The sequence below is a fragment of the Dysgonomonas sp. Marseille-P4677 genome (assembly GCF_016652235.1).
Classification (GTDB): domain Bacteria; phylum Bacteroidota; class Bacteroidia; order Bacteroidales; family Dysgonomonadaceae; genus Dysgonomonas.
The window spans coordinates 29,339-51,252 of the sequence record NZ_JAEPKU010000016.1 but is presented as its reverse complement, the minus strand read 5'-3'; the positions used below and the strand labels follow the sequence as shown (position 1 = coordinate 51,252).

The following is a 21,914-nucleotide window of genomic DNA, read 5'->3' as shown; positions in this document are numbered from 1 at the left end:
TATTAGATTTAAGGTTAACAATGAAGATTGGTTGTCGTGATGACAACCTTTTCTTATTTATAAACATATAGTAAACTTTACATCTATAACACCATAAATAAACAGTCTATTTTAAGTAATCTATATGATTATACATATCAAATACTCAACGCTTTTTATTAAAATCATCTATCTCCCCTATTCTTCTAGGCCAAAATGAAAAGATATTTATTTAATATTAAATACCACTTTTTATTTATTTGAAACCGAAGAATAATAACACATGAAATATGAATGGAAATATGAAATGGTATGAAATGAAATATTATATTTGTATCGTAAAAATACAGTACAAACAGTAATAAGTCTCTTGTTTGTGTAACTCTAATCTATAAACAACACTTTACGTGGCGGCATATTTCTTTCTATATTGGTTGCAGGCGGCTGTCAACTGTCTCTAATACTTTAATTCCATTTAGTAAGCTTGGATTTGTGATTCTGTTTATAAAAAGATTGCCTCCAGTTAAATTATATTACATGAAACATTCATTTTTATTGTTATTATCTTTTTTCATTTCTTTATCTATGTTTGGATCAAAGAATCAGTTAGATTCTCTTCTTAATGAACTGGATCAGACAATAAAAAACCGGACTCAATTTAACAAAATAAAAGAATTGCAGATAGATAGCCTTAAAACCAAACTTACTCAAAATCTCAATTTAGAAAATTCATATAACATCTATCACAGTTTGTACAAAGAGTATAGAAATTATAATATGGACTCAGCCCTCTTTATGGCGACCAAGAAATATGATATAGCTTTGGGTCTGGAAAATACACAATATCAATACACGGCAAAAATGAATATTGCTGAGATTTTGGGTATAATGGGTATGTATAAAGAAGCTTTTGATATTGCAGACGAAATAGATAGAAATAGATTAAATAAAGATCAGCTACCTTACATTTATCATTTCTACCATTCTACATATTCATTATTATTTGGAAATTCTTTATCACAGAAAGAGAAAAAGCACTATGAACATTTAGTTAGTCTTTATAAAGATTCACTATTGCAGGTAAATGATCCTCAAACTGTAACATACCACCTCATAAAGAATGGGAAATTAATAGAATTAGGTCGATACAAAGATGCTTTATCTATTATGACCGACCGATATAGAGAAAACCAAAATAATGAGTCTATAGCTGGCTCATTGGCGTACGGTCTTTCCGAAATTTATGAAAAGCTAGGAAATATTGAAGAGCAAAAAAAATATTTAACAATATCGGCTATATCAGATATACGAAGAGCAGTAAAAAGCTACATTTCTTTGCGAAAACTGGCAGTAATCCTATATAAAGAAGGGGACTTGGATAGAGCATATTTATATATAAAATGTTCTATGGAAGATGCGACTTTTTGTAAAGCCCGCTTCAGAACTCTGGAAATATCCGAAACATTACCTATAATAGTAGCCGCATATGACAAAAAAGTTACACAGGAAAAAGACAATCTAAAAAAATATCTTGCCCTTATTTCTATATTATCAATTGTGCTTATAATTTCTCTGATATACATCTACAAACAACTGAGAAAGCTTTCTCAAGCAAGAAAGCGCATAAAAGATATGTATGAAAAAGTAAAGCATATGAACACACACCTGAATGAACTGAACAAAAAACTTTCCGAATCTAATCTAGTAAAGGAAGAATACATCGGTTATGTTTTCCATCTGTGTTCTAGCTATATAGACAAAATGGAGACATATCGGATCAATATAAACAGAAAATTGAAAGCGGGAAAAATAGATGAGGCCCTAAAAACCACTAATTCCGGGTCATTGGTATCAGATGAATTGAAAGAATTTTTCCGCAATTTCGATGTCATTTTTTTAAATCTGTATCCAAACTTTGTTGAAGAATTCAATGCTTTATTTAGAGACGACGAACATATTATACCGAAAAGTGAAGACATATTGACTCCGGAACTTAGAGTTTTCGCACTCATCAGATTGGGTATTAACGATAGTAGTAAGATTGCAAATTTCCTTCATTATTCTCCACAAACAGTATATAACTACAAGTTGAAAGTTCATAATAAGCTAGCTGTATCAAAGGAAGATTTCGCAAGTTTAATCCAAAAAATTGGCAAATAGAATCTCCCTGAAGATATGTTTTCATCTACTTTTTTGAATCAGACAAAAACACATAACACTCTACATATAAGAAATATAACCTTAAAAGGGATCTACTCACCGTATCTCCCTACATATCTGATCTGAAATAATAGATAATAATTTTGCTCAACATAAACTCAGTTGAAAGTAACTCTCAATTATGACTACTTTCCTGAGAAGTTTAATTAAATCTATTATTAAAAAACCATGAAATGCAAATTTAAAAGGAAACCGATGAAAGAGATATTCATTCTTCTTATGAGTATCTTAATTCATTCAAGTATTCATGCCCAAACATCGAACAATATTCTCGTCGAGGGCAAAATCCTGGATCAAGAAAAAGAGGTAATAATTGGAGCTAATGTTGTAGTCAAAGGAACTACTAATGGAACAACTACAGATATAGATGGCTTTTTTAAGATAAACGCTCCTTATGATGCCGTTTTGATAATCAGTTATGTCGGTTTTGAAACTCAGGAAATACCAATCAGTGGCAAAAACAAACTTTCCATTACTCTGCTTGAGAATCAAGGATTGCTCAATGAAGTAATAGTTATTGGTTACGGGCAGGTAAAGAAAGGAGATATAACAGGATCGTTAACAACGATAAAGCCTGACGAAATGAATAAAGGAATGCAAGTTACAGCACAAGATGCTTTAATAGGCAAGGTCGCAGGAGTAAATATTGTTCCGGGTGACGGAAGACCCGGCAGTACCGGTACAATACGTATCCGTATGGGGGCCTCTCTTTCTGCGACAAAGGATCCTCTGATAGTTATAGATGGATTACCTGTTGCCAATAGCGCTCCCTTAAGTTCTATCAACCCAAATGACATAGAATCTTTCACAGTTCTTAAGGATGCATCGGCAACTGCCATTTATGGATCTCGTGCATCTAATGGTGTTATTATCATTACAACTAAAAAGGGTAGTATAACACAATCGAAACCTAATATAAACTATAGTTCAAATTATACTGTGAGCAAACTTCCATCGTATTATGATGTATTATCCGCTGATGAATACAGAACCGCATTTCAAGAAAAGGCGAATATACCGGAAGGATTCCAACTTGGAACAGCTAATACAGATTGGCAAAAAGAAATTTATAGAACTGCATTCAGTATGGACCACAACTTATCGATAAGCGGAAATACAAAACAAATACCTTATCGTATTTCGATAGGATACATCAATCAAGATGGAATACTGAAAGAAGATAATTATCAGCGTTTCAGCGGAGATATAGCATTATCTCCCAAATTATTGGATAAACACTTATCTATCGACCTTAATCTTAAAGGAAGTATCGAACGTAGCAAACCAGCTTCATCAGGTACAATTGGAGCAGCAACTTTCTTCGACCCTACTCGTCCGGTATATGAAAATTATGAAGGAAATATGGGCTTGGGCTACTATATGTGGATGAATGGAGATAAGCCTATAACACTTGCGTCTAGCAATCCTGTTGCAGATCTTATGCTTCCCGATAAGCTCGATGTTACAAAACGTTCGATAGGTAGTGTTGCTCTTGATTATAAGATTCATGGGTTTGAAGATCTACAATTACACCTTAATCTTGGTTACGATATTCGAAGATCTACTTATGACGAAACTATTCCCGATTTAGCACCCTCTATGTATACGTCCAACAGAAACGATGGGCGAGGTAAAATATACTGGTCGGAGAGTGAAAACAAAAACTATTTGTTCAACTCTTATATCAATTATACGAAAGACATTAATGATAAAAATAATATTAGTGTTATGGGCGGCTACGAATGGCAAAAATTCTGGTATCGCAACGATTCCGAAACAATCGTAAAAGATGTAGAGGATAACTCTATACCGGATGAAGACCATTTATACCTCATTTCGTTTTTTGGCCGCTTAAACTATTCCTATGCACAAAAATTACTATTTACTGCTACTCTTAGGGCTGACGCAACCTCTCGTTTTGCGCCTGAAAACCATTGGGGATATTTTCCTTCAGCAGCTTTAGCCTATCGCCTAACGGAAGAGAGTTTCCTAAAAGGGTTTAAACCATTATCCGATTTGAAACTACGGCTAAGTGTCGGACAGACCGGACAACAGGCTATAGGTGGATATCACCCTTATTTAGGAACGTATACTATTTCCACCGACAATGCACGCTATTTATTCGGTAATGAGTGGGTTAATATGTATCGTCCTAACGGATACGACCCTAACATTAAATGGGAAACTACCACTACCTACAATGTGGGTATTGATTATGGTTTTCTGAATAACCGTATTTCAGGTACGTTCGATTTATACAAAAGATACACAAAAGATTTACTGAACGAAATTGCATTCCCGGCAGGTAGTAATTTCACAAATAGCCTTGCCACCAATATCGGTAATATGAAAGGTCATGGATTTGAACTTGGAATAAATGCCATACCTGTCAAAACAAAAGATTTTGAATGGTCTGTCGGCGGTAATTTCACATATAGCATGTCTAAAATTACAAAATTGAACACGATTGATCGCGAAGATAGTTGGGTAAATGCAGGAGGAGTCAGCCGAAATAATCTTAAGATACATAAAGTAGGTGAAATGCCGGACATGTTCTTTTTATTACAGCAAGCTTATGACGATAACGGTAAACCAATGGAAGGAAAATATATGGCAAAAGACGGCTCAATAACTGATGTACAAAGTGACGCCAATAAATATATGACTGGAAAAAGCTCCAATACGCCCTATTATTACGGTATATCTACACGTCTAAATTATAAAGATTGGGATTTAGGGATAAACGGTCATGGCAGTTTCGGCAACTATGTATTCAACTACCAAGAAGCCAAACAATCTATAACCTCTTTGATAAGTTCGGAGAAAGTATCGAGCAATATTTCCAGAAAAGCTATGGAAAGAGGTTTTATGCAGGAACAATATTTTTCCGATTACTTTTTGGAAAATGGATCTTTCTTTAAGATCGACAACATAACACTCGGATATACATTCAGAAAGCTTTGGAATACTTCAAGCTCAATGCGCTTAGCTTTCAGTGCGCAAAATGTAGCCACTTTTACAGGATATTCCGGGGTTGATCCTGAGATTTTTAGTGGTATAGACAATTCAATTTACCAACGACCGGAAATCTATACATTCTCTCTTAATCTAAAATTCTAATATCATAAGGAGGAACAAAACATGAAAATAAAAAATATTTATATCATCTTAATTGCAGGCCTTTTATGCCCATTCTTTAGTTCGTGTTTAAGCGATCTGGACTCTATGCCTTTGAACAAACACATACTCACCAGCGATAATGTCTACGTTTCAGCCGAAGCATACAAGGGTGTTTTAGCAAAATGCTACGGTTCTTTAATAAATAATGCCCAGAAAGGATCGGATAGCGATGGTGACCTCAATGGTATGGATACCGGATATAGCGGTTATACACGTGCTGTATTCTATCTACAGGATTGTACTACAGACGGAATAGCCCTTCACTCGGGGAGTTCGCAAGGTAGCAGGGACCTTTTATTCATGAACTGGAATCCTTCTACTCAAATTATCCGATATTCGTATTATAGGCTGTATATGTCAATAAGCTATTGTAATGAATTTTTACGAGAATCTACTGACGAAAAGCTTAAGGAAAGAGGATTATATGACGAGATGAAAAACGAAATACCATATTATAGAGCAGAGGTACGTTTCATTCGTGCATATTGCTACACGATGCTGTGTGATCTCTTCGGCTCAGGTCCGTTTATTGATGAGTCTATGTCGTTGGGAACAATTCCTTCTCAAAAATCGCGTCAGGAAATATATAACTATGCTGCTTCAGAAACTGAAGCCGTCGCTGAACAATTAAAAGCTCCGGGAGCTAACGAGTATGCGAGAGTAGATCAGGTAGCAGCATGGTTTTTGTTATCACGTCTGTATTTGAACGCTCAGACATGGGGCGACAAGAATGAATATCAAAAAGCATATACAAATGCAAAAAAAGTTATTGAAAGTGGTAAGTACCCGTTAGCTGCCGACTATAGGCATCTATTCTTAGCAGACAATCACACTTGTCGGGAAATCATTTGGGCTATGCCACAAGATGAGGTTAACACCCCAAATAGTGCAGGTACTAATTTTATGATTAAGGCCTTATCAGATGGAAAGATGAGTAGTTTTACCGGAATGACAGATTCATGGGGCAACGCCCGAGTAAAAACACAATTGGTAAATAAGTTCGAAGATGCAGACCAGATCTTTGATCAAAATGATCCATGGGGAGATAGCAAAAAAGACAAACGTGCTCAATTCTATACAATAGGGCATACCAAGATTACATGGGTAGTAGGAAAAGCTTTTCAAAATGACTTTAATAACGGATACGCGTGTTTAAAGTGGAGAAACATGACTAAGGATAGGAAGCCTCTTGCTGAGAAAGGAACTAAATATGTTTCTATAGATTTTCCTATGTTCCGAACTGCTGATGCTTATTTGATGGCTGCAGAAGCAATACTCAGAGGTGGAGGCGGAACACGAGCCGAAGCACTGGATTACATTAATGAAGTGCGTGATCGAGCATATATGTCTGGTAAGTATGGCAGTGGAATATCCGGAAGAATATCAGATAATCAACTGACACTCGATTTTATTCTGGACGAAAGAGCTAGGGAACTACATACAGAATTAGTTCGCCGGACTGACCTTATCCGTTTTGGAAAATTTACGAAAGGAAATAACTGGGACTGGAAAGGTAGTGACGGATCCGCCGACAATTATATAGGTAAAGACGTGAGTGACAAGTTTAAATTATTTCCTATTCCTCAGGAAGAGTTTACAGTTAATCCGAACCTAACTCAAAACCCAGATTTCCAATAAAACTAAAAAATTGAAGAAGAGCTGTCTGTTTCCATATATTCACTTACTCTTTCTTTCCATATGGACACTTTCAAGCTCTTCTTATTATATAAACCGGATATGATAATGAAAAATATTTGTTTTTTACTATTATTACTACTATTGATTTTTACTAGGACAGTAGCACAGACAACAAAAGAAGAATTGTTTGATAATAAAAATAAAATGGCAGGTGTTCATTTTGCCTATCCTTCGAAGGATATTACAGCCGGAACTCCAATACCGAAAGGTTATGAGCCATTTTATATAAGCCATTTGGGAAGACATGGTTCACGTTACCTGATTAGTGATAGCGAATATAAAGATATAATAAATCTACTTGAAGATGCAAAAATAAATAATTCGTTGACCGATTTAGGAGTAGATGTCTTAAGCCGGTTGCAACAAGTATGGAAAGAAGTCGAATTCAGAGGTGGCGATCTTTCTTCTCTTGGGGTATCTGAGCAAAGAGACATTGCAGAACGTATGTATAAATCTTTTCCTGGTATATTTACCAATGATGCAAAAATAACAGCTTGTGCTACTACTATAGTACGTTGTGTACTTAGTATGGATGCTTTTTGCGAACGGTTAAAAGAATTTAATCCGACACTAGTCATCGATCGGAATTCAGGAACTAAATGGCAACGCTACCTGAATTTTCATACCAAAGAAGCAATCGCTTACAGATCAGCGTCAAATACATGGAAGGAAGAATATCGAAAGTTTGAGAAAGAACATGTTAAACCTGATCGTTTAATCAAATCTTTATTTTCCGATAGCACCTATATAGTACGAAAGGTGAATCCCGAATTTGTAATGTGGAATTTAGCTTCTATAGCCGGAGGAATGCAAAATATAGAAACAGATATTTCCTTTTATGACTTATTTATGGATGAAGAACTATTCGACTTATGGCAATGTAAAAACTACAAATTATATGTCAATGATGCTAATTGTTCGTTGAATGGCGGCATTATGATGAATAACGGAAAACCCCTGTTGAGAAATATCTTAGAAAGTGCCGAAAATATTATATCAACCAAAAGTAAAGGTGGTGATTTCAGATTCGCTCACGATGGTAATATAATTCCTCTCGCAATGCTTCTTCATTTGGATGGTTGCTATAACAGCATATCAGACCCTTCAAGCTTCTATAAGGTTTGGAGTGACTTTAGGGTAAGCCCGATGGCAGCAAATATCCAAATAATATTTTTCAAAAAAAAGGGTAGTGACAATATAATAGTGAAATTCTTACATAACGAGAAGGAAATACTTATTCCTCCTGTAAAAAGTGATAATTTACCTTACTACAACTGGACAGATTTAAAAGCTTTTTACAGCAAACTACTCAATTGATCAATCATAGACAATATCAACAGAGTTACCCTATCGGGTAATGATATAAAGAAAGGCATGACCGGATATTACTCCGATTGTGCCTTTTACTTTATCATTATAACAAGAAGTATAATACAGTGCAATATATTAACTTACTCTTTTTCGATTAATCTCCACTACAGCAACTTATTACATAGAGTCAAAAAATCTTAAATATGCAATAATCTTGATTATTTAAACTTAATTTTAATGTTTATATTTAAAATTGTTTATCTTTGGGCGTCAAAAACTTTTCAATAACTACTCGGTAGTCAAATCTTTTTCAGTTACGTATTAAAAACAAGTGATGATGAAATAATATTATTTCATTATGTATGTACGTATATTAACAAATTAATATTTAAGTTATGAAAATGTTTTTTTTGGCTACTAATCTTATTTCTCCTATTGACACGTTACTAGTTTCTAGCTCTGGTCGTGGAATTGGAGAAGAAAATGCATTATTGCCCGAGACTACAACACAAGCACAAGCCTGTAACACCAATACTCGAGAATATACAGCCTCAGTTAAAATCTTCATCGCAGATTTACCAAATAAAAAGACGAACCAGGCGGAAACTTTGAGTTTTCAATTGAAGAAGTACTATCATTAAATTAAGGTTCTAGTACCTCTTCTACATTATTGATAATTATAAAATTAGTCTCATGATACTTAAGAACAAACATTATTTACTTTCAACTACAATCTTAATACTTACCTTGATTCTGGGAAGTAAGGCCATGGCCCAATCAGAATTGGGAGTAGTATGGGTCAAAGAATATAATAATATTCCCGCAGGGCTAAAAGGATCACCTCAAGGATTGGAAGCTCAGCCACTATATTTTGCTGAAACAGGGCAAACCCGGTACCTACTAACCGGTACAGAAGATACTCGCACAGGCTTTATTGCTATGCTTGACGAATCGGGTAATATTCTAAAATATTGGAGTATTCCTATTCCGTCTTACTATGATAAATATATAGCTCGCACACCTCAGAGTCTTGGATATACTTATCCAGATGATATATTTGGTCTCCGAGTATTAGGTTTGTTAGGTACCTATAATGTCCAAGATATACTAGCCTCCTCTTTAAATACTGCTGTCATGAAAAAAGACGGAAGTATTTTAGCTTTTGGGTTTGTTACTCGTTTCAGAGCCGACTTGTGGAAAGCGCCAGAAGATGCGGTGACAGATTATTCTCCAGGAAGCCATGGTAGTTCACGAATGAAACAAGGAGTTTGGATGGTAGCGATTGACCCAGAGGGTAATATAGTGAAAAATCAAACTGCTCGTGGGGCAGAAGCCTATAAAATATTTCCCTATGAGGATAAAATATTGCTTACAGGATTAGATATACATACAACGGGAAAAATAGGAGCAGCTGGTGGAGAAGGCGTTGGTATGTTACATGAATATACCCTTGATGGTATCTTTGTTGCAGAACGTTGTCCAAACAGTAAAGACGGCGTAGCTATTACTGGAGCTAACAAATATCCCGATGGAAATATTCTTTTATTTGGATGGCAAGACGTTGCTATGAAAATAAACCCTGATAATCCTAATGTTAGTCTAGGAACTTTTAATGCAAACACAGTAAGTAGTGGTGCTATAAACATGCCAATGGCAGGCACTCCGACTATAGATGGAGGTTCATTCTTTAATCCACAATATGCAACAGAAAACAGACCTCAAGGAGCCTCTTTTGCTAAATTAAACAGTAACGGAACTCTTGCATATAGAGTATACGAGAATAAGAGTTCAAGAATGATTTCATATGAAAATCCTCTTATTCTAAACATGAATGAGAATAAATATGTAGGAACTATTCAGAAAAATGGAACCAATTATATCTATGAGATAAAAGATAAAGGAACCACCTACGAATTAACCGAAGGTGATCCTTATCCAAACAATACATCGTTGCGTATAGTCGGGCTACAAGATGGATTCTTCTCGATGGGCTTCGATCCTGTGACAAGAAAAACCAGTATAGCAAAACTATCAACTTGTGCTAATTTTCAACTGAATATCGGGGGCTCATCTGATGTTATTTTACTATCGGAAAAGACTTTTCCTTCGCGTACCATACAACATACAGGAAATAAAGGCATTGTTACATACAAATGGGATCTGGTTGACATTTCAACAGGAGGTAATGCGATTGAAAACTGGTCTGGTATTACTAAAAGTGGAATGACTAATGTTATTCCGGCTCAGGCTTTTAAATTAGCTACCGGAAAAGACTTTGCTATCCTGCAATATACAATTACAGCTGTCGACAACTATAATATAAGCGGAGTTCCCCAATCTTGCCAACAATCATATAATATTCAGGTCAAGATATACAAGACGTTGCCCGACAATATCCAGACCGACCCTTCGGGATGTTTTGTCCCTTTCGAACCAATAGATTTTAAGATTAAGGAAAAATGGTCACAAGCTAATCAGGGAAATTCTAATACCGGAGTTTTGGTAGGCGACCTCAATGGCGACGGGCTAGCCGAAATCATTGGCTATTCACCCGATCTGACAAAGATAAATATATACAATGGTGCGGATGGAGTGACCAAAGCAACTATTAACTTATCGTCTGCCGCTTTAGGTTCTGGCGGTTGGTATCCGGTGATGACTGCCGTGCTGGTAGATGCAGACAGGAACGGAATGGGAGAAATTATTGTAGCAAATCCAAATAAAACTCTTACTTCGTATGAAGCTGATACTACGGGGGGAACATTCAATATGGTAAAGAAATGGCCTCTTTTAGGAACCGTCACATTTGACAATCCTATCACTGTGGATAATTTTCCGCAGCCTATCGTGGCGGACCTCAACGGCGACGGTATTCCTGAATTGATTGTTTATAATAAGATTTATAACGCTGTTACAGGTGCTTATCTGGGAGAAACCGAACCAATAGCTTCCGCCAATGTCGGACGAGTACCAAATCGTGTTGGGAATAAGGCTTCAAACTTTATTACAACAGCAGATTTCGATGAGGATGGTTTACCTGAAATAGTTGCGGGAGGTAAAATATACAAAGTCACGTTTGCCGCAAACAAACAATCTGTTACTTGTACCAAGCTATATGAAAATACTTCGATTGGAGATGGTTTTACTGCTGTGGCTGATATAGACATGGATGGAAAGCTGGATGTAATAGTTACAAATGTACAAAATGCAGGACAAACCAGATTATATGTTTGGAGTCCTATTGATGGCAGGGCTATAGATAATATTTTAGTTTACACAGATGCCGGTTACCCCGCACAATCATACCCATTTGTAGGTGATATCGATGGCGTTGTAGATCCATTGACCGGGGAGAAACACCCTGAAATATGTTTAACAATAAAAGAAAAAGTACTTGCATATAAATATGACTCTGCAACAGGTAAAATGAAAGAGAAGTGGACGCTGGAAACTAGCGATACATCAGGAGGTACAGGTATTACTTTGTTCGATTTTAACAATGACGGAATTAATGAATTAGTCTATCGCGATCAAACGTTATTGCGTATACTTGATGGACGTGCAGATAATACACCACCTATACTATCCGATGCCGGAGCATCTATCGCTTGTGCTTCGGGTACAGCATTCGAATTTCCGATTATTGCAGATGTCGACGGTGATGGGAGTGTTAATGTTTGCGTGACATGTTCCGCCGGATATGGCATTGGTCCTCAATATATACGTGTTTACGAAAGTGGTTCGAAACCTTGGGCTCCGACACGTCAGGTATGGAATCAAGTAAATTATGAACCTACTCAAATCAATAACGACCTGACTGTACCAACCACTTCCATACCTAAAAATATGAAATTCGAAGTGAACGGAGTCAAGCACTCACCATTTAATGGAACATTGATTCAAGTGCCGATATCGAATATAAATATGGAACCTGTATTGGATGCTCCCGATCCCTTTGTCGTGAAATTAAACGCAGTTCTTAAAGATGAGACTACCGTTAAGCTTTCTGTGATTATAGCTAATCAGGGACAGAAATATGTAAACTCGGGGCTACCAGTCTCATTATATAAAGGCAGTACTTTCGACCCAAGTAGTCTACTGGTAACAAAACCATTAGGCGTATCCTTAGCACCAGGAAGCTCGACCGAATTAGAACTAATGGAGCTTGATATAAAAAATATGGCTGCGAATTATTCTATACGATTGCAAGACGATGGGACCACCTACCCTGCTCCGGGGTCGTATATGGATTGTAACATGAACAATAATACGGTAAGTGTCAGTGGAATTTTTGCTAATAATGACAACTTACTGGCATTTATGGATAAAACTAACTCACTCCATATTACCAGCAATGATGTTATACCTACTACATGTAGTACGCCTTCAGTCATTCTACTAGAACTTCCGAAACATGGAACAGCAACTCCTAACGGTTCATTTATCGACTATACGCCTGATACTGATTATATAGGAAACGATACGTTAAAGTATCAGATATCCTGCGGCTCAGGTACTTCCGCCGCTTACGTTTATATAAATGTTGTGCCACAACCTGATAATATAAGTGATGCAACATGTTACATAGAACCTCCGAAACAAACTTGGTCTGTAAATGAAGTAGTAATAAAGAATACCACTCAATATGACGTAGGACAACCTCCATATGTTGGGGATGTTGACGGCGACGGAAAGCCAGAAATATTAGCATTAAGAGCATCCAGCAATATAATCGACATATTGAAAGGAGATGGAACTCTAAAAAAATCGATAACGATTAACTATAGTTATGTGGGTGCCGTACCTATAGCTGCGATAGGACGAATCAAATATAACAACGAAAAAGACACTATGCTGATAGTAAGCATATCCAGCTCTACAAAAAAGTTACATGGTTACAACATTGATGGAAAGCTACTATGGAATTCTTCAACAGACTATGGAGCTCAACCCTATGGAGCCGCTGTTAATCTTGCCGATATTGACGGGGATGGATGGGCTGAACTTATTGTCCGCAATAAAATATTTGCAGCAGAAAGTGGCAAATTACTATTAGAAATTCCAGGAGGAAATACAGGTATCAGCCATGGGTGGTCAGATAATTATTTTCAGGTCGGAGTAGGCAGTGTCCTTGAAAATGGCCGCCAACAAATTTTTGCAGGAAACGCTGTATATGATGTTAAAATAACAAACAGAGAAGGTACAACTGGCAACTCTCTATTATCAACAACGACTGTCACACCGGAAATATTCGATGGAACAATAGCTCCAATAGATGGATGTGCACAAATGGTAGATTTTGATCTGGACGGACATCCAGATGTTATAGTTTCGACAATAGACAGAGCTAAGAATGCTTGCTATGTCTATGCATGGTCTCCATTCAAACAGAAAATAATATCATCAGCTAAAATTGCTAATGTATATAAAAAGAATATACCATTTATAGGCGATATAGACGGAGATCAATATCCTGAAATTGTTTTGATACACGGACGAGCCGCTGGGGACGTTATTTATCCCGAAACAGATAAAATTACGGCCCTAAAATATGACCCTTCATCACCTCTAGAAATGAAGACATTTTGGCAAATAGATCATTATGATAGATCAGGAGCCACATCTATAACACTCTTTGACTTTAATCAAGATAATATTGCAGAATTGGTTTATCGCGACGAAAAGCTTCTACGCATTATAAACGGAAGTCTCAAAAGCCACATAACAGGCATGGATACTACTGCTGTTTATAATCTGGCTACATTTGAATGTGGATCGATTACTACATTTGAATATCCTATCGTTGCCGATGTTGATGATGATGGACAGGCCGAAATTGTTACCATTGGCAATAGACCAGCAGCATTCGCTTTCAATGGCTTACTGCGTATCTATAAGTCAGGCGGGGCATCGTGGGCTCCCGCACGTAAAGTGTGGAACCAATATGCATATAATGCCGTAAACATAAATGAAGATCTTACTGTACCCCGCATTCCGTTAAACACATCGACAATTTTTCCCGGAAAAGACGCCATATTGGGCACAGATGATGACATACGTCCTTACAATAGCTTTCTGATGCAGCAAACAACGCTCAATCATAAAGGAATATCTCTGTTTTTAGCACCAAATATACAAATTGCAGATGCTAGCGACATTAGATACGAATACAATGCTGACATAGATAAACTAACGATCAAAGACCTGAAGTTAATCAATAAAGGTGATGCTATTTTTGATGGACCTATAATGATATCTGTATATAATATGGTTATTAATTCCGAGAATCTTATCATAACACAGCAAGAAGAATGCAATATAAATAAGAATGAAACAATTACGGTCTCAATTGAGATCGAAGATTTCGGGAAATATATTCCAACTGATAACTTGATTATAAACATCAACGATGATGGGACAGGAAAGACAAGTCAGCCTGTATGCGAAGAATGTCCTCCGAATAAGAGTGATTCATTTGCCAATATAGACCTTAGTGGCTTAGCTTGGGCAAATCCATATAAGAATTGTATCGGCGGGACAGTCCAATTCGATAGTAAAGATTTCAGCACTACAGGTACAGATGTAAAATACAAATGGCTCAATCCTGACTCAACACAATTGAGTGGAATACGGAACCCTAGTATAACAAATTTAACTTTAGACCATGCCGGAAGGTATACATTTATTGCCGAAGGGATCAATGAAGACCTATCTATAAGATATAGACTACCATATATGTCTGTTGCTCCTAAAACGATGTATTGGACCGGGAAAATAGATAGAAATTGGAATAACATTGACAATTGGGCTTCCGATATTAGTGGGACAGAAATTAAAGCGATTCCAACACTATGTACTAGTGTGCATATACCTTATATTTCAGGTGCTAATGCTAATTATCCATCCTTAAAACCAGATGTTACTCCAACAAATGAATCACATGGAGCAACCGGAATATATGGTAAACCTGAAGCAGACAGCATCATTTTTCATTATGGTTCTGAATTAGCATATCAGCATCAGTTGGCTTATAATAATGCCAAAGTACAATATAACTTTGGCTATTATGCAAATATGTCGGATGGTTTGCAACCAACTGAAAACAAAGATGGAGCATCTGCATTGAGCATGAAACGAAATCGTTGGTATCCATTGGCAGCTCCATTGAAAAGTATGGCATCCGGTGATTTTGCATTTGGTGGATATCCTTTCACTTGGCAAGCCCTACATAATGTGATATCCGGAAATACTATTACTTTCGAGAATAATAGTGTGAAAAATGATATCAATTTGGCAGAGACAAACAATGTTATTATTGTTAATACTGGGCTTTATCAGTCTGGGAAAATAGGCTATAACGATCACAAACATCTTCAGGGCTTGAAAGGTGTCCTAGAAATTCCTTATTGGAATAACACTGATGAAGAAATCTATCATCCGGGACATAGTTACGACTATATTGCCGGGCTCAGCTCGTTCTACTACTTTAATGCAAAAACGCTTCAAACTTTGCACAATCCGATTGGTAAAATGAAACGTGGGAACGAATCCTACCGCTTTATTTATGAAGGAAAGACTGAGGAAATTATTTCGTCGAGTGGTGACACCCTACGTTGTTATGTTATGAACGTTAGCTCAACAAATAGCCCCCATGTGCTAATAGGAAATCCATTTATGGCCTCTATAAATATGGATCACTTCTATGAAATCAACCAAAACATTTTAGTAAAAGACGAAGGATATCGCTTATATGTCGATGATAATGGTTTACAATGGAAAAAGTATGAATATCGAATGACAGATGGTTCTTATAATGCCGTAAATAGCCTTCAATCGTTTATAGTAACTTTTACTACAACCGGTGCAGGAAGGAAACTATACTTTCCTATTGAAGGCCGTTACGCACTGACCGGTACCACAACTAACATTACCCCTAGACGAATCGAATTGTCCGGAGCTTTAAATGTAACTATCAAAAGTAGCGAAGGACTTGAAGGTGATTATGCTGAACTGAGTCCAGCCTCATCAGTAGATGAGTCAGCAAATAATGTTAGTAAACTCATTAATAAAGAAGAACGCCTAACTCCCGAAGTCTTTTTTATCGGAAAGAATGATACCAGCTACAATCTCATGCAGATTTATCAACCGGGCGATAAGGAAGTCAGTATAGGAATAAGATATCCAGAAGGTAACAGCGACCTGACTCTAACCTTTGGAAAGGTTGAGGAATTTGTAGCATTGACCGGAATCACACCTGTACTCATAGATAAGAGTACAGGTACGAAGCAAAACTTGGTAGATAAGAACAGCTACACATTTAGTCAGACTTCTACCAGTTCTAAATCAAGTTATATCGATCTTAGCAGATTTTCTATTCGATTTACATCCGGTGAAGCTTCTACCTTATTTTCCGACGATCTGTCAGTCTGCTATATTGACAATGTGTTTAGTATAGATTCATCGTTAGGTATCGAAAGTGTAATTATTTACAATCTATCAGGACAACAAATATTCAAAAGCCAGAAGTTGGATGGAACCTCTACTTATTACACGCATAACATAAGTTTATCTCCATCTATATATGTAGTAAAAGTTATGCGAACAGATGGTAAGTCTGTTAGTTGTAAATTTATTGCTAAATAATCGTTTCTAATATTCTAAACGATCATATATATTCTTCTTAAGATTAAACCTCATAACTTATAATGGTTATGAGGTTTTGTTTATAGCATATTTTCAGTCGCCGACTCAGTCAATTTGACATAGATATATTATGGCTCAATATTTGTTTTAAAATTGTCATGGATAAAAAAATAGAAATATTAGAAAATAATAGGAATCAGCATATTGACGATTTTTATTTGAAGTTTAAAGAGAAACTTGAACAAACTCATATGTTCCCTTCTGATTATATATTTAAATATATTGTACCTTCGGAACAAAGTATAATTGCGAGACTATGTGCAATCTTCGATGATCCAAATACAAGTTTTTCTACCAGAGATAGTAAGAATGGTAAATATACAAGCATAACCGTAAAGGTTCCAGTAAATGATGCTGACGATATTATAATTTATTATAGGCAAGCTTCTGCCATTGACGGAATTATGGCACTTTAATCAATCCATTACACATCTAACAGAATATCTCATAGATGCGTTATTACTATTAGTAAAACCTATATAAGTAAAGCCTCCATAGTGTATATTTACAACGGCTCCAACTCCGTGAAATCCAGCCGTTCTTCCAAAATTTAAAGGTTTCCGGCTTGTAACTTCTACATAGCCAGCAGGGATTGCATTGAAGCCATTAGGTGTATTATTTGCCTTCCCCCATGTATAAGAACCGCCTTCTACATAGCCATATACTTTACCCGCATTAGCTTTTATTGGTTCCAAAGCTGCAGTTGTACCACCCATCATATCCAATAAATCCTTCCACTCATTATATGTTGGCATATGCCAACCTTTAGGGCATGCCTTAGTACCCTGATCCACAGTATAAAGTAGACCAAAGTTATCAATAAAATCATCGTATGACTGCCCAGATATCGCTACCCCGGCATTAATATAATCTCCTATTACTTCATTTGGTATTTCGGTAACTACATTAACCCCTAACACACCAGCAGTATTATTATACCCTTGATTAAAATACAGTCCATCGGGACATTCAATCCATTGACCGTCTTTATCTTTCAAAGATCTAAGATTTTGAGTTGTCCATACCTTATTGTATATTGTGCCATCGGTCAATGTTCCCATAAATCGCTTTGTCGTATACGAGTGCCCTTCATAATCTGTGACGACTCCAGTTCCATCTGTATTTTCGATGTACGAAAAATTATCTTTAAGATTTTCTCTTCCTAAGATTTGCCAAGATGAACCATCCCAAACATAAATACCAGACATGAATAAAGGGCACTCTGGATCAGTTATATTGTAAACAATTAAACCTGTATGATCTATATTTGAATAAGAATCAATTACCCCTAGAGTTTCGGATAGATTACCCTCCAACTTTTTCAAAGCTACGCGAGGTAATAGCAAACCTCTTGATGCTGTAGTATTATCTGAATCTGCTAAATGTTCTTTCAGATCTAATAGACTACCGACATTGGGTTCATGGCTACTGCCAATAGTTATCTGCGAAAATAATGCTGTACTACCATTCAACATGATAAATATCAAAATTCCGGCAATGAATTTAGATAATATTACGCCCCGTTCCATATATTTGTCACCACTCACTTATTAATAATACTTATATCGCAAATATAGATATAAATACACATTATTTGTGATAAGCAAATGAAAATACTTATGGGTAATCACTAAATCTACTTAATATCTATATCTATAATAGTTTTTTTGATCAACAAAGATGCATCGACACTCCATAATAAAACGATTAAAGAGTGAATATAAAACTGTTCTTTTAAGTTAAACCTTCTATTTATTATTCTACTACTAATCTTTTTTAGTAATTTGCAAATAAGGTTGTATCCTATTTTATTTAATCGTTTAGTCAATAAATTAACTGATCTAGGATAACTTTTTACGCGAGTCCAATAATTAAAGTAGTAATATAAAAACAAGAAATTATGAAGAAAAAGAAAATTGCAGTATTAGTAGGAAGCTTAAGAAAGAAAGCATATTCGAAAAGTGTGGCTAATTGTGTAATAGGATTGGCTTCAGATGACTTTGATATGCAAATTATAGAAATAGGTAATCTGCCTATATATAATCAAGATTACGACGATGAGGAGATAGATATTTATACTAAATTTAGAGAAACAATAAAAGCTTCTGATGCTATTTTGATAGTAACAGCCGAACACAATCGTTCTATACCTGCAGTATTAAAGAATGCCTTAGATGTGGGATCTAGACCTTATGGCAAAAGTGTTTGGGCCGGTAAACCCGGAGCAATAATAAGCCAATCATACGGTGCTATCGGAGGTTTTGGAGCAAATCATCATCTTCGCCAAGTGACCTCTTTCCTTGATGTACGTATGATGAACCAACCTGAATGTTATTTGGGCGAGATCATGAACTCTTTAGACGAGAATGGTATCATTACATCGGAAAGAACAATCAAGTTTTTAAAACAATTCATGGACGCTTATAAAAAATGGGTTAATTAATTTATTATTAAACATTAGAACATCATCAAACCGTTTAAAGTAATTTCAAAGGTTGAGATCACAAAGGACATACTCAGATTTGAGATTACATCCGCTTAAAATATAATCATAAAGAAAAAGCGCTAATCATTTATAAATGATTAGCGCTTTTTAAAGTACTCGGAGCGGTTGAGTATATATTAATCAACAAGAATATTTTCAGCAAATATGACAAAGAACCACCTATTTTAGGATAAGACAGACTATGAGTTTCAAGGTAACGGTAACAGCCCTTCCCACCTTACATCCCAATTCCCGTCTTTGGGAAATCCCGGATTAGGAATATCATTATCATCCCATCCTGCACACATTAAGGCAATAGCTGTAAGTAATCCTCCATTACCCGGTAAATATACACGTAAATCTTTATTTTGAAAATTATGACCATTATTTAAATATGTGTTAGTTTGCCTATCCATCAACAATATATCAATGGCCTTTTGAGCCTCCCCTAAACGCACAGCAGTCATAGCAGTCATTGGATAATCCCATCCCCAGGTTTGATCCCAATTCCAATTCTTTAAGACCCAATCCAAAGTATTACTCATGATCTTTTTATCTACCAGATGGCATTGAGGAATTATACCTAAAGATCCTAATACACTCATATGGTCGGTGGTATAACGTTCATTTGCATAATCTTTACCCACCGATTCGGCCGCAGGATAAATACCATCTTCTGAATAAAGAGGAGATAACTTTTTAATCAGATCATCCCATTCCATACAACGGTCAAGCCCTGAGCGTTCACGCCATTTTTGTGCTATTTCCAATCCCACGATCCAATAACACATTTCGAACGGAGAGTTTACTGTATTTTGGGGTTCAAACCTCTCCTGAGCAGGTATATAACCTTTCAATATGTAACGATCATTCTTTACATCATAGCTGGCAAACGAATACATAAATTCTGCTGTTTGCTGGATCATATCTTTATATTTATCAATTATTTTCTGTGAAGGTTCAGTTCTGTATAATAACTCTGATAAATAGATAGGGTGAGGTTGCTGCCATATCAAAAAAGGGCCAACATAAGATGGCGTATCCATACCCGAAGGATCGGTCATTTTCATCCATCTTACTCCGTCGAAGCCTTGTCGAACCGCAATCTCACGGGCTATAGGTAATGCATTTATATACCAATTCAATGTGTTGCTCAACCATTCAGGATGTTGCCAAAGAGCAAAATGCGATTGATGCCACCACACCATCTCTAAATGAAATTTACCATACCAGGAATTATAAGTCAAACCTGTTTCCTGCGGAGGGCTTCCACCTGCACATTGAGTAGCGAGCAGGTACTGTGATAGTACCACCCGGCGTTCCAATTCTTTAGCCCGGGGATCTTTGCATAACGAAAAATCTACAACCGCCGATTTATTCCAGAAGGAGTTCCAGTATCGAGCCGATAATTGCTGTACATCGTCATATGAAAGCGAATCACCGGCATCTCTTTTTTGTGAAAATGAGCAGACCAAATGGAGCCCATTACTTTTGGATGATAATGTAAAATAATTCTTCTCCTTTTCGGAAAAGTCTGCCTCATCGTCCCATTTTATTGTCACATAATAGATGGTTTCGTCGATCTGACGTTTCAAAATAACCCGATATTTATCCGAATGAATAATAGAAGTATGATGCAAATCGTTCTTATCCCATTCACAACCATCGGATATATTCTTATCTGAAGGATAAGCAAAGCAGAATTTTACAGATGGCTTGGCGTTTGAATGAATAGACACACTTATTGCATCTTTCTCCGGATGGCAAACTGTTTTTACATCAAACTGTTGATCTCTAATAGTAAAACTACTTTTTATTATTCCATCCCACATGTCTAACTCCTGCGAAATATTCTTTAATTCAGAAGCTTTTACACCCTCATCCAGTCCTAATCCTATATTTCCCAAGTGTATACGGTGGGGATTTGCCCTGAACCAATTTGCTGCTTCTTTCGAATCTGTAGACTCATCTTTCTGTATAGCATAATATTCTACTTTACCGCGTCCAAAGTCAAACGGTTTTAATATATCCTGAAAGGTGAATTCTCTAAGATTAGGCTTACTATGCCACCCCCAGTCGGACTGTGTTCCCAATGGAATACCATTTTTGTACAAATCAGTAAATGTTTGCAATCCGGTAGCATCTACTGTAAAGGCAAAGCCTCCGTTCCCAATAGTAAAGGAAGATAGTGTATCAACATTTACCACTGTAGGATTGTTTCTATGGACCAGGGATTTTCTATTAATTTTAGACTCATTATCTTTATATCCCAAAAAGGATATTAGTAATATAATATAAGAAAATATATTGATAGACATCTATTATTTATAATTTTACA

At 36.3% G+C, this 21,914-nt stretch carries 9 protein-coding genes; 7 read left to right on the top strand and 2 right to left on the bottom strand.

Annotation, left to right across the window (positions count from 1 at the left end; all coding sequences use genetic code 11):
* Window positions 1–516 precede the first annotated feature (516 nt).
* The 6 genes from JGH11_RS05375 to JGH11_RS05345 all read left to right on the top strand — a co-directional run bounded on the left by JGH11_RS05375 (window position 517) and on the right by JGH11_RS05345 (window position 17,507).
* Window positions 517–2,139, top strand: coding sequence for a DUF6377 domain-containing protein (locus JGH11_RS05375; RefSeq protein WP_201110542.1), 1,623 nt, complete (start codon window positions 517–519; stop codon window positions 2,137–2,139).
* Window positions 2,140–2,394: 255 nt separating this feature from the next.
* Complete coding sequence (locus JGH11_RS05370; RefSeq protein WP_201110541.1) at window positions 2,395–5,319, top strand: TonB-dependent receptor; 2,925 nt, start codon at window positions 2,395–2,397, stop codon at window positions 5,317–5,319.
* A 21-nt stretch (window positions 5,320–5,340) separates the two neighbouring features.
* Window positions 5,341–7,017 (top strand): RagB/SusD family nutrient uptake outer membrane protein, encoded by a 1,677-nt coding sequence (locus JGH11_RS05365; protein ID WP_201110540.1) that lies wholly within the window; start codon window positions 5,341–5,343, stop codon window positions 7,015–7,017.
* Between the two features lie 105 nt (window positions 7,018–7,122).
* Window positions 7,123–8,394, top strand: a complete 1,272-nt coding sequence (locus JGH11_RS05360; protein ID WP_201110539.1) for a histidine-type phosphatase — start codon at window positions 7,123–7,125, stop codon at window positions 8,392–8,394.
* A 687-nt stretch (window positions 8,395–9,081) separates the two neighbouring features.
* Entirely contained in the window at window positions 9,082–17,031 is a 7,950-nt protein-coding gene (locus tag JGH11_RS05350) for a hypothetical protein (protein ID WP_201110537.1), read from the top strand.
* 158 nt (window positions 17,032–17,189) lie between these two features.
* Window positions 17,190–17,507 carry a DUF493 domain-containing protein gene (locus JGH11_RS05345; protein ID WP_201110536.1) on the top strand — a complete coding sequence of 106 codons (318 nt, stop codon included), beginning with the start codon at window positions 17,190–17,192 and terminating at the stop codon, window positions 17,505–17,507.
* On the opposite strand, the gene JGH11_RS05340 is transcribed toward JGH11_RS05345, so the two are convergent.
* Entirely contained in the window at window positions 17,508–18,620 is a 1,113-nt protein-coding gene (locus JGH11_RS05340) for a fibrobacter succinogenes major paralogous domain-containing protein (protein WP_201110535.1), read from the bottom strand.
* Between the two features lie 371 nt (window positions 18,621–18,991).
* On the opposite strand from JGH11_RS05340, the gene JGH11_RS05335 reads away from it, so the two are divergent.
* Window positions 18,992–19,534, top strand: a complete 543-nt coding sequence (locus JGH11_RS05335) for an NADPH-dependent FMN reductase (RefSeq protein WP_201110534.1) — start codon at window positions 18,992–18,994, stop codon at window positions 19,532–19,534.
* A gap of 251 nt (window positions 19,535–19,785) precedes the next feature.
* Here JGH11_RS05335 and JGH11_RS05330 read toward each other — a convergent pair whose 3' ends face one another.
* Complete coding sequence (locus JGH11_RS05330) at window positions 19,786–21,894, bottom strand: hypothetical protein (protein WP_201110533.1); 2,109 nt, start codon at window positions 21,892–21,894, stop codon at window positions 19,786–19,788.
* Between the last annotated feature and the right edge of the window lie 20 nt (window positions 21,895–21,914).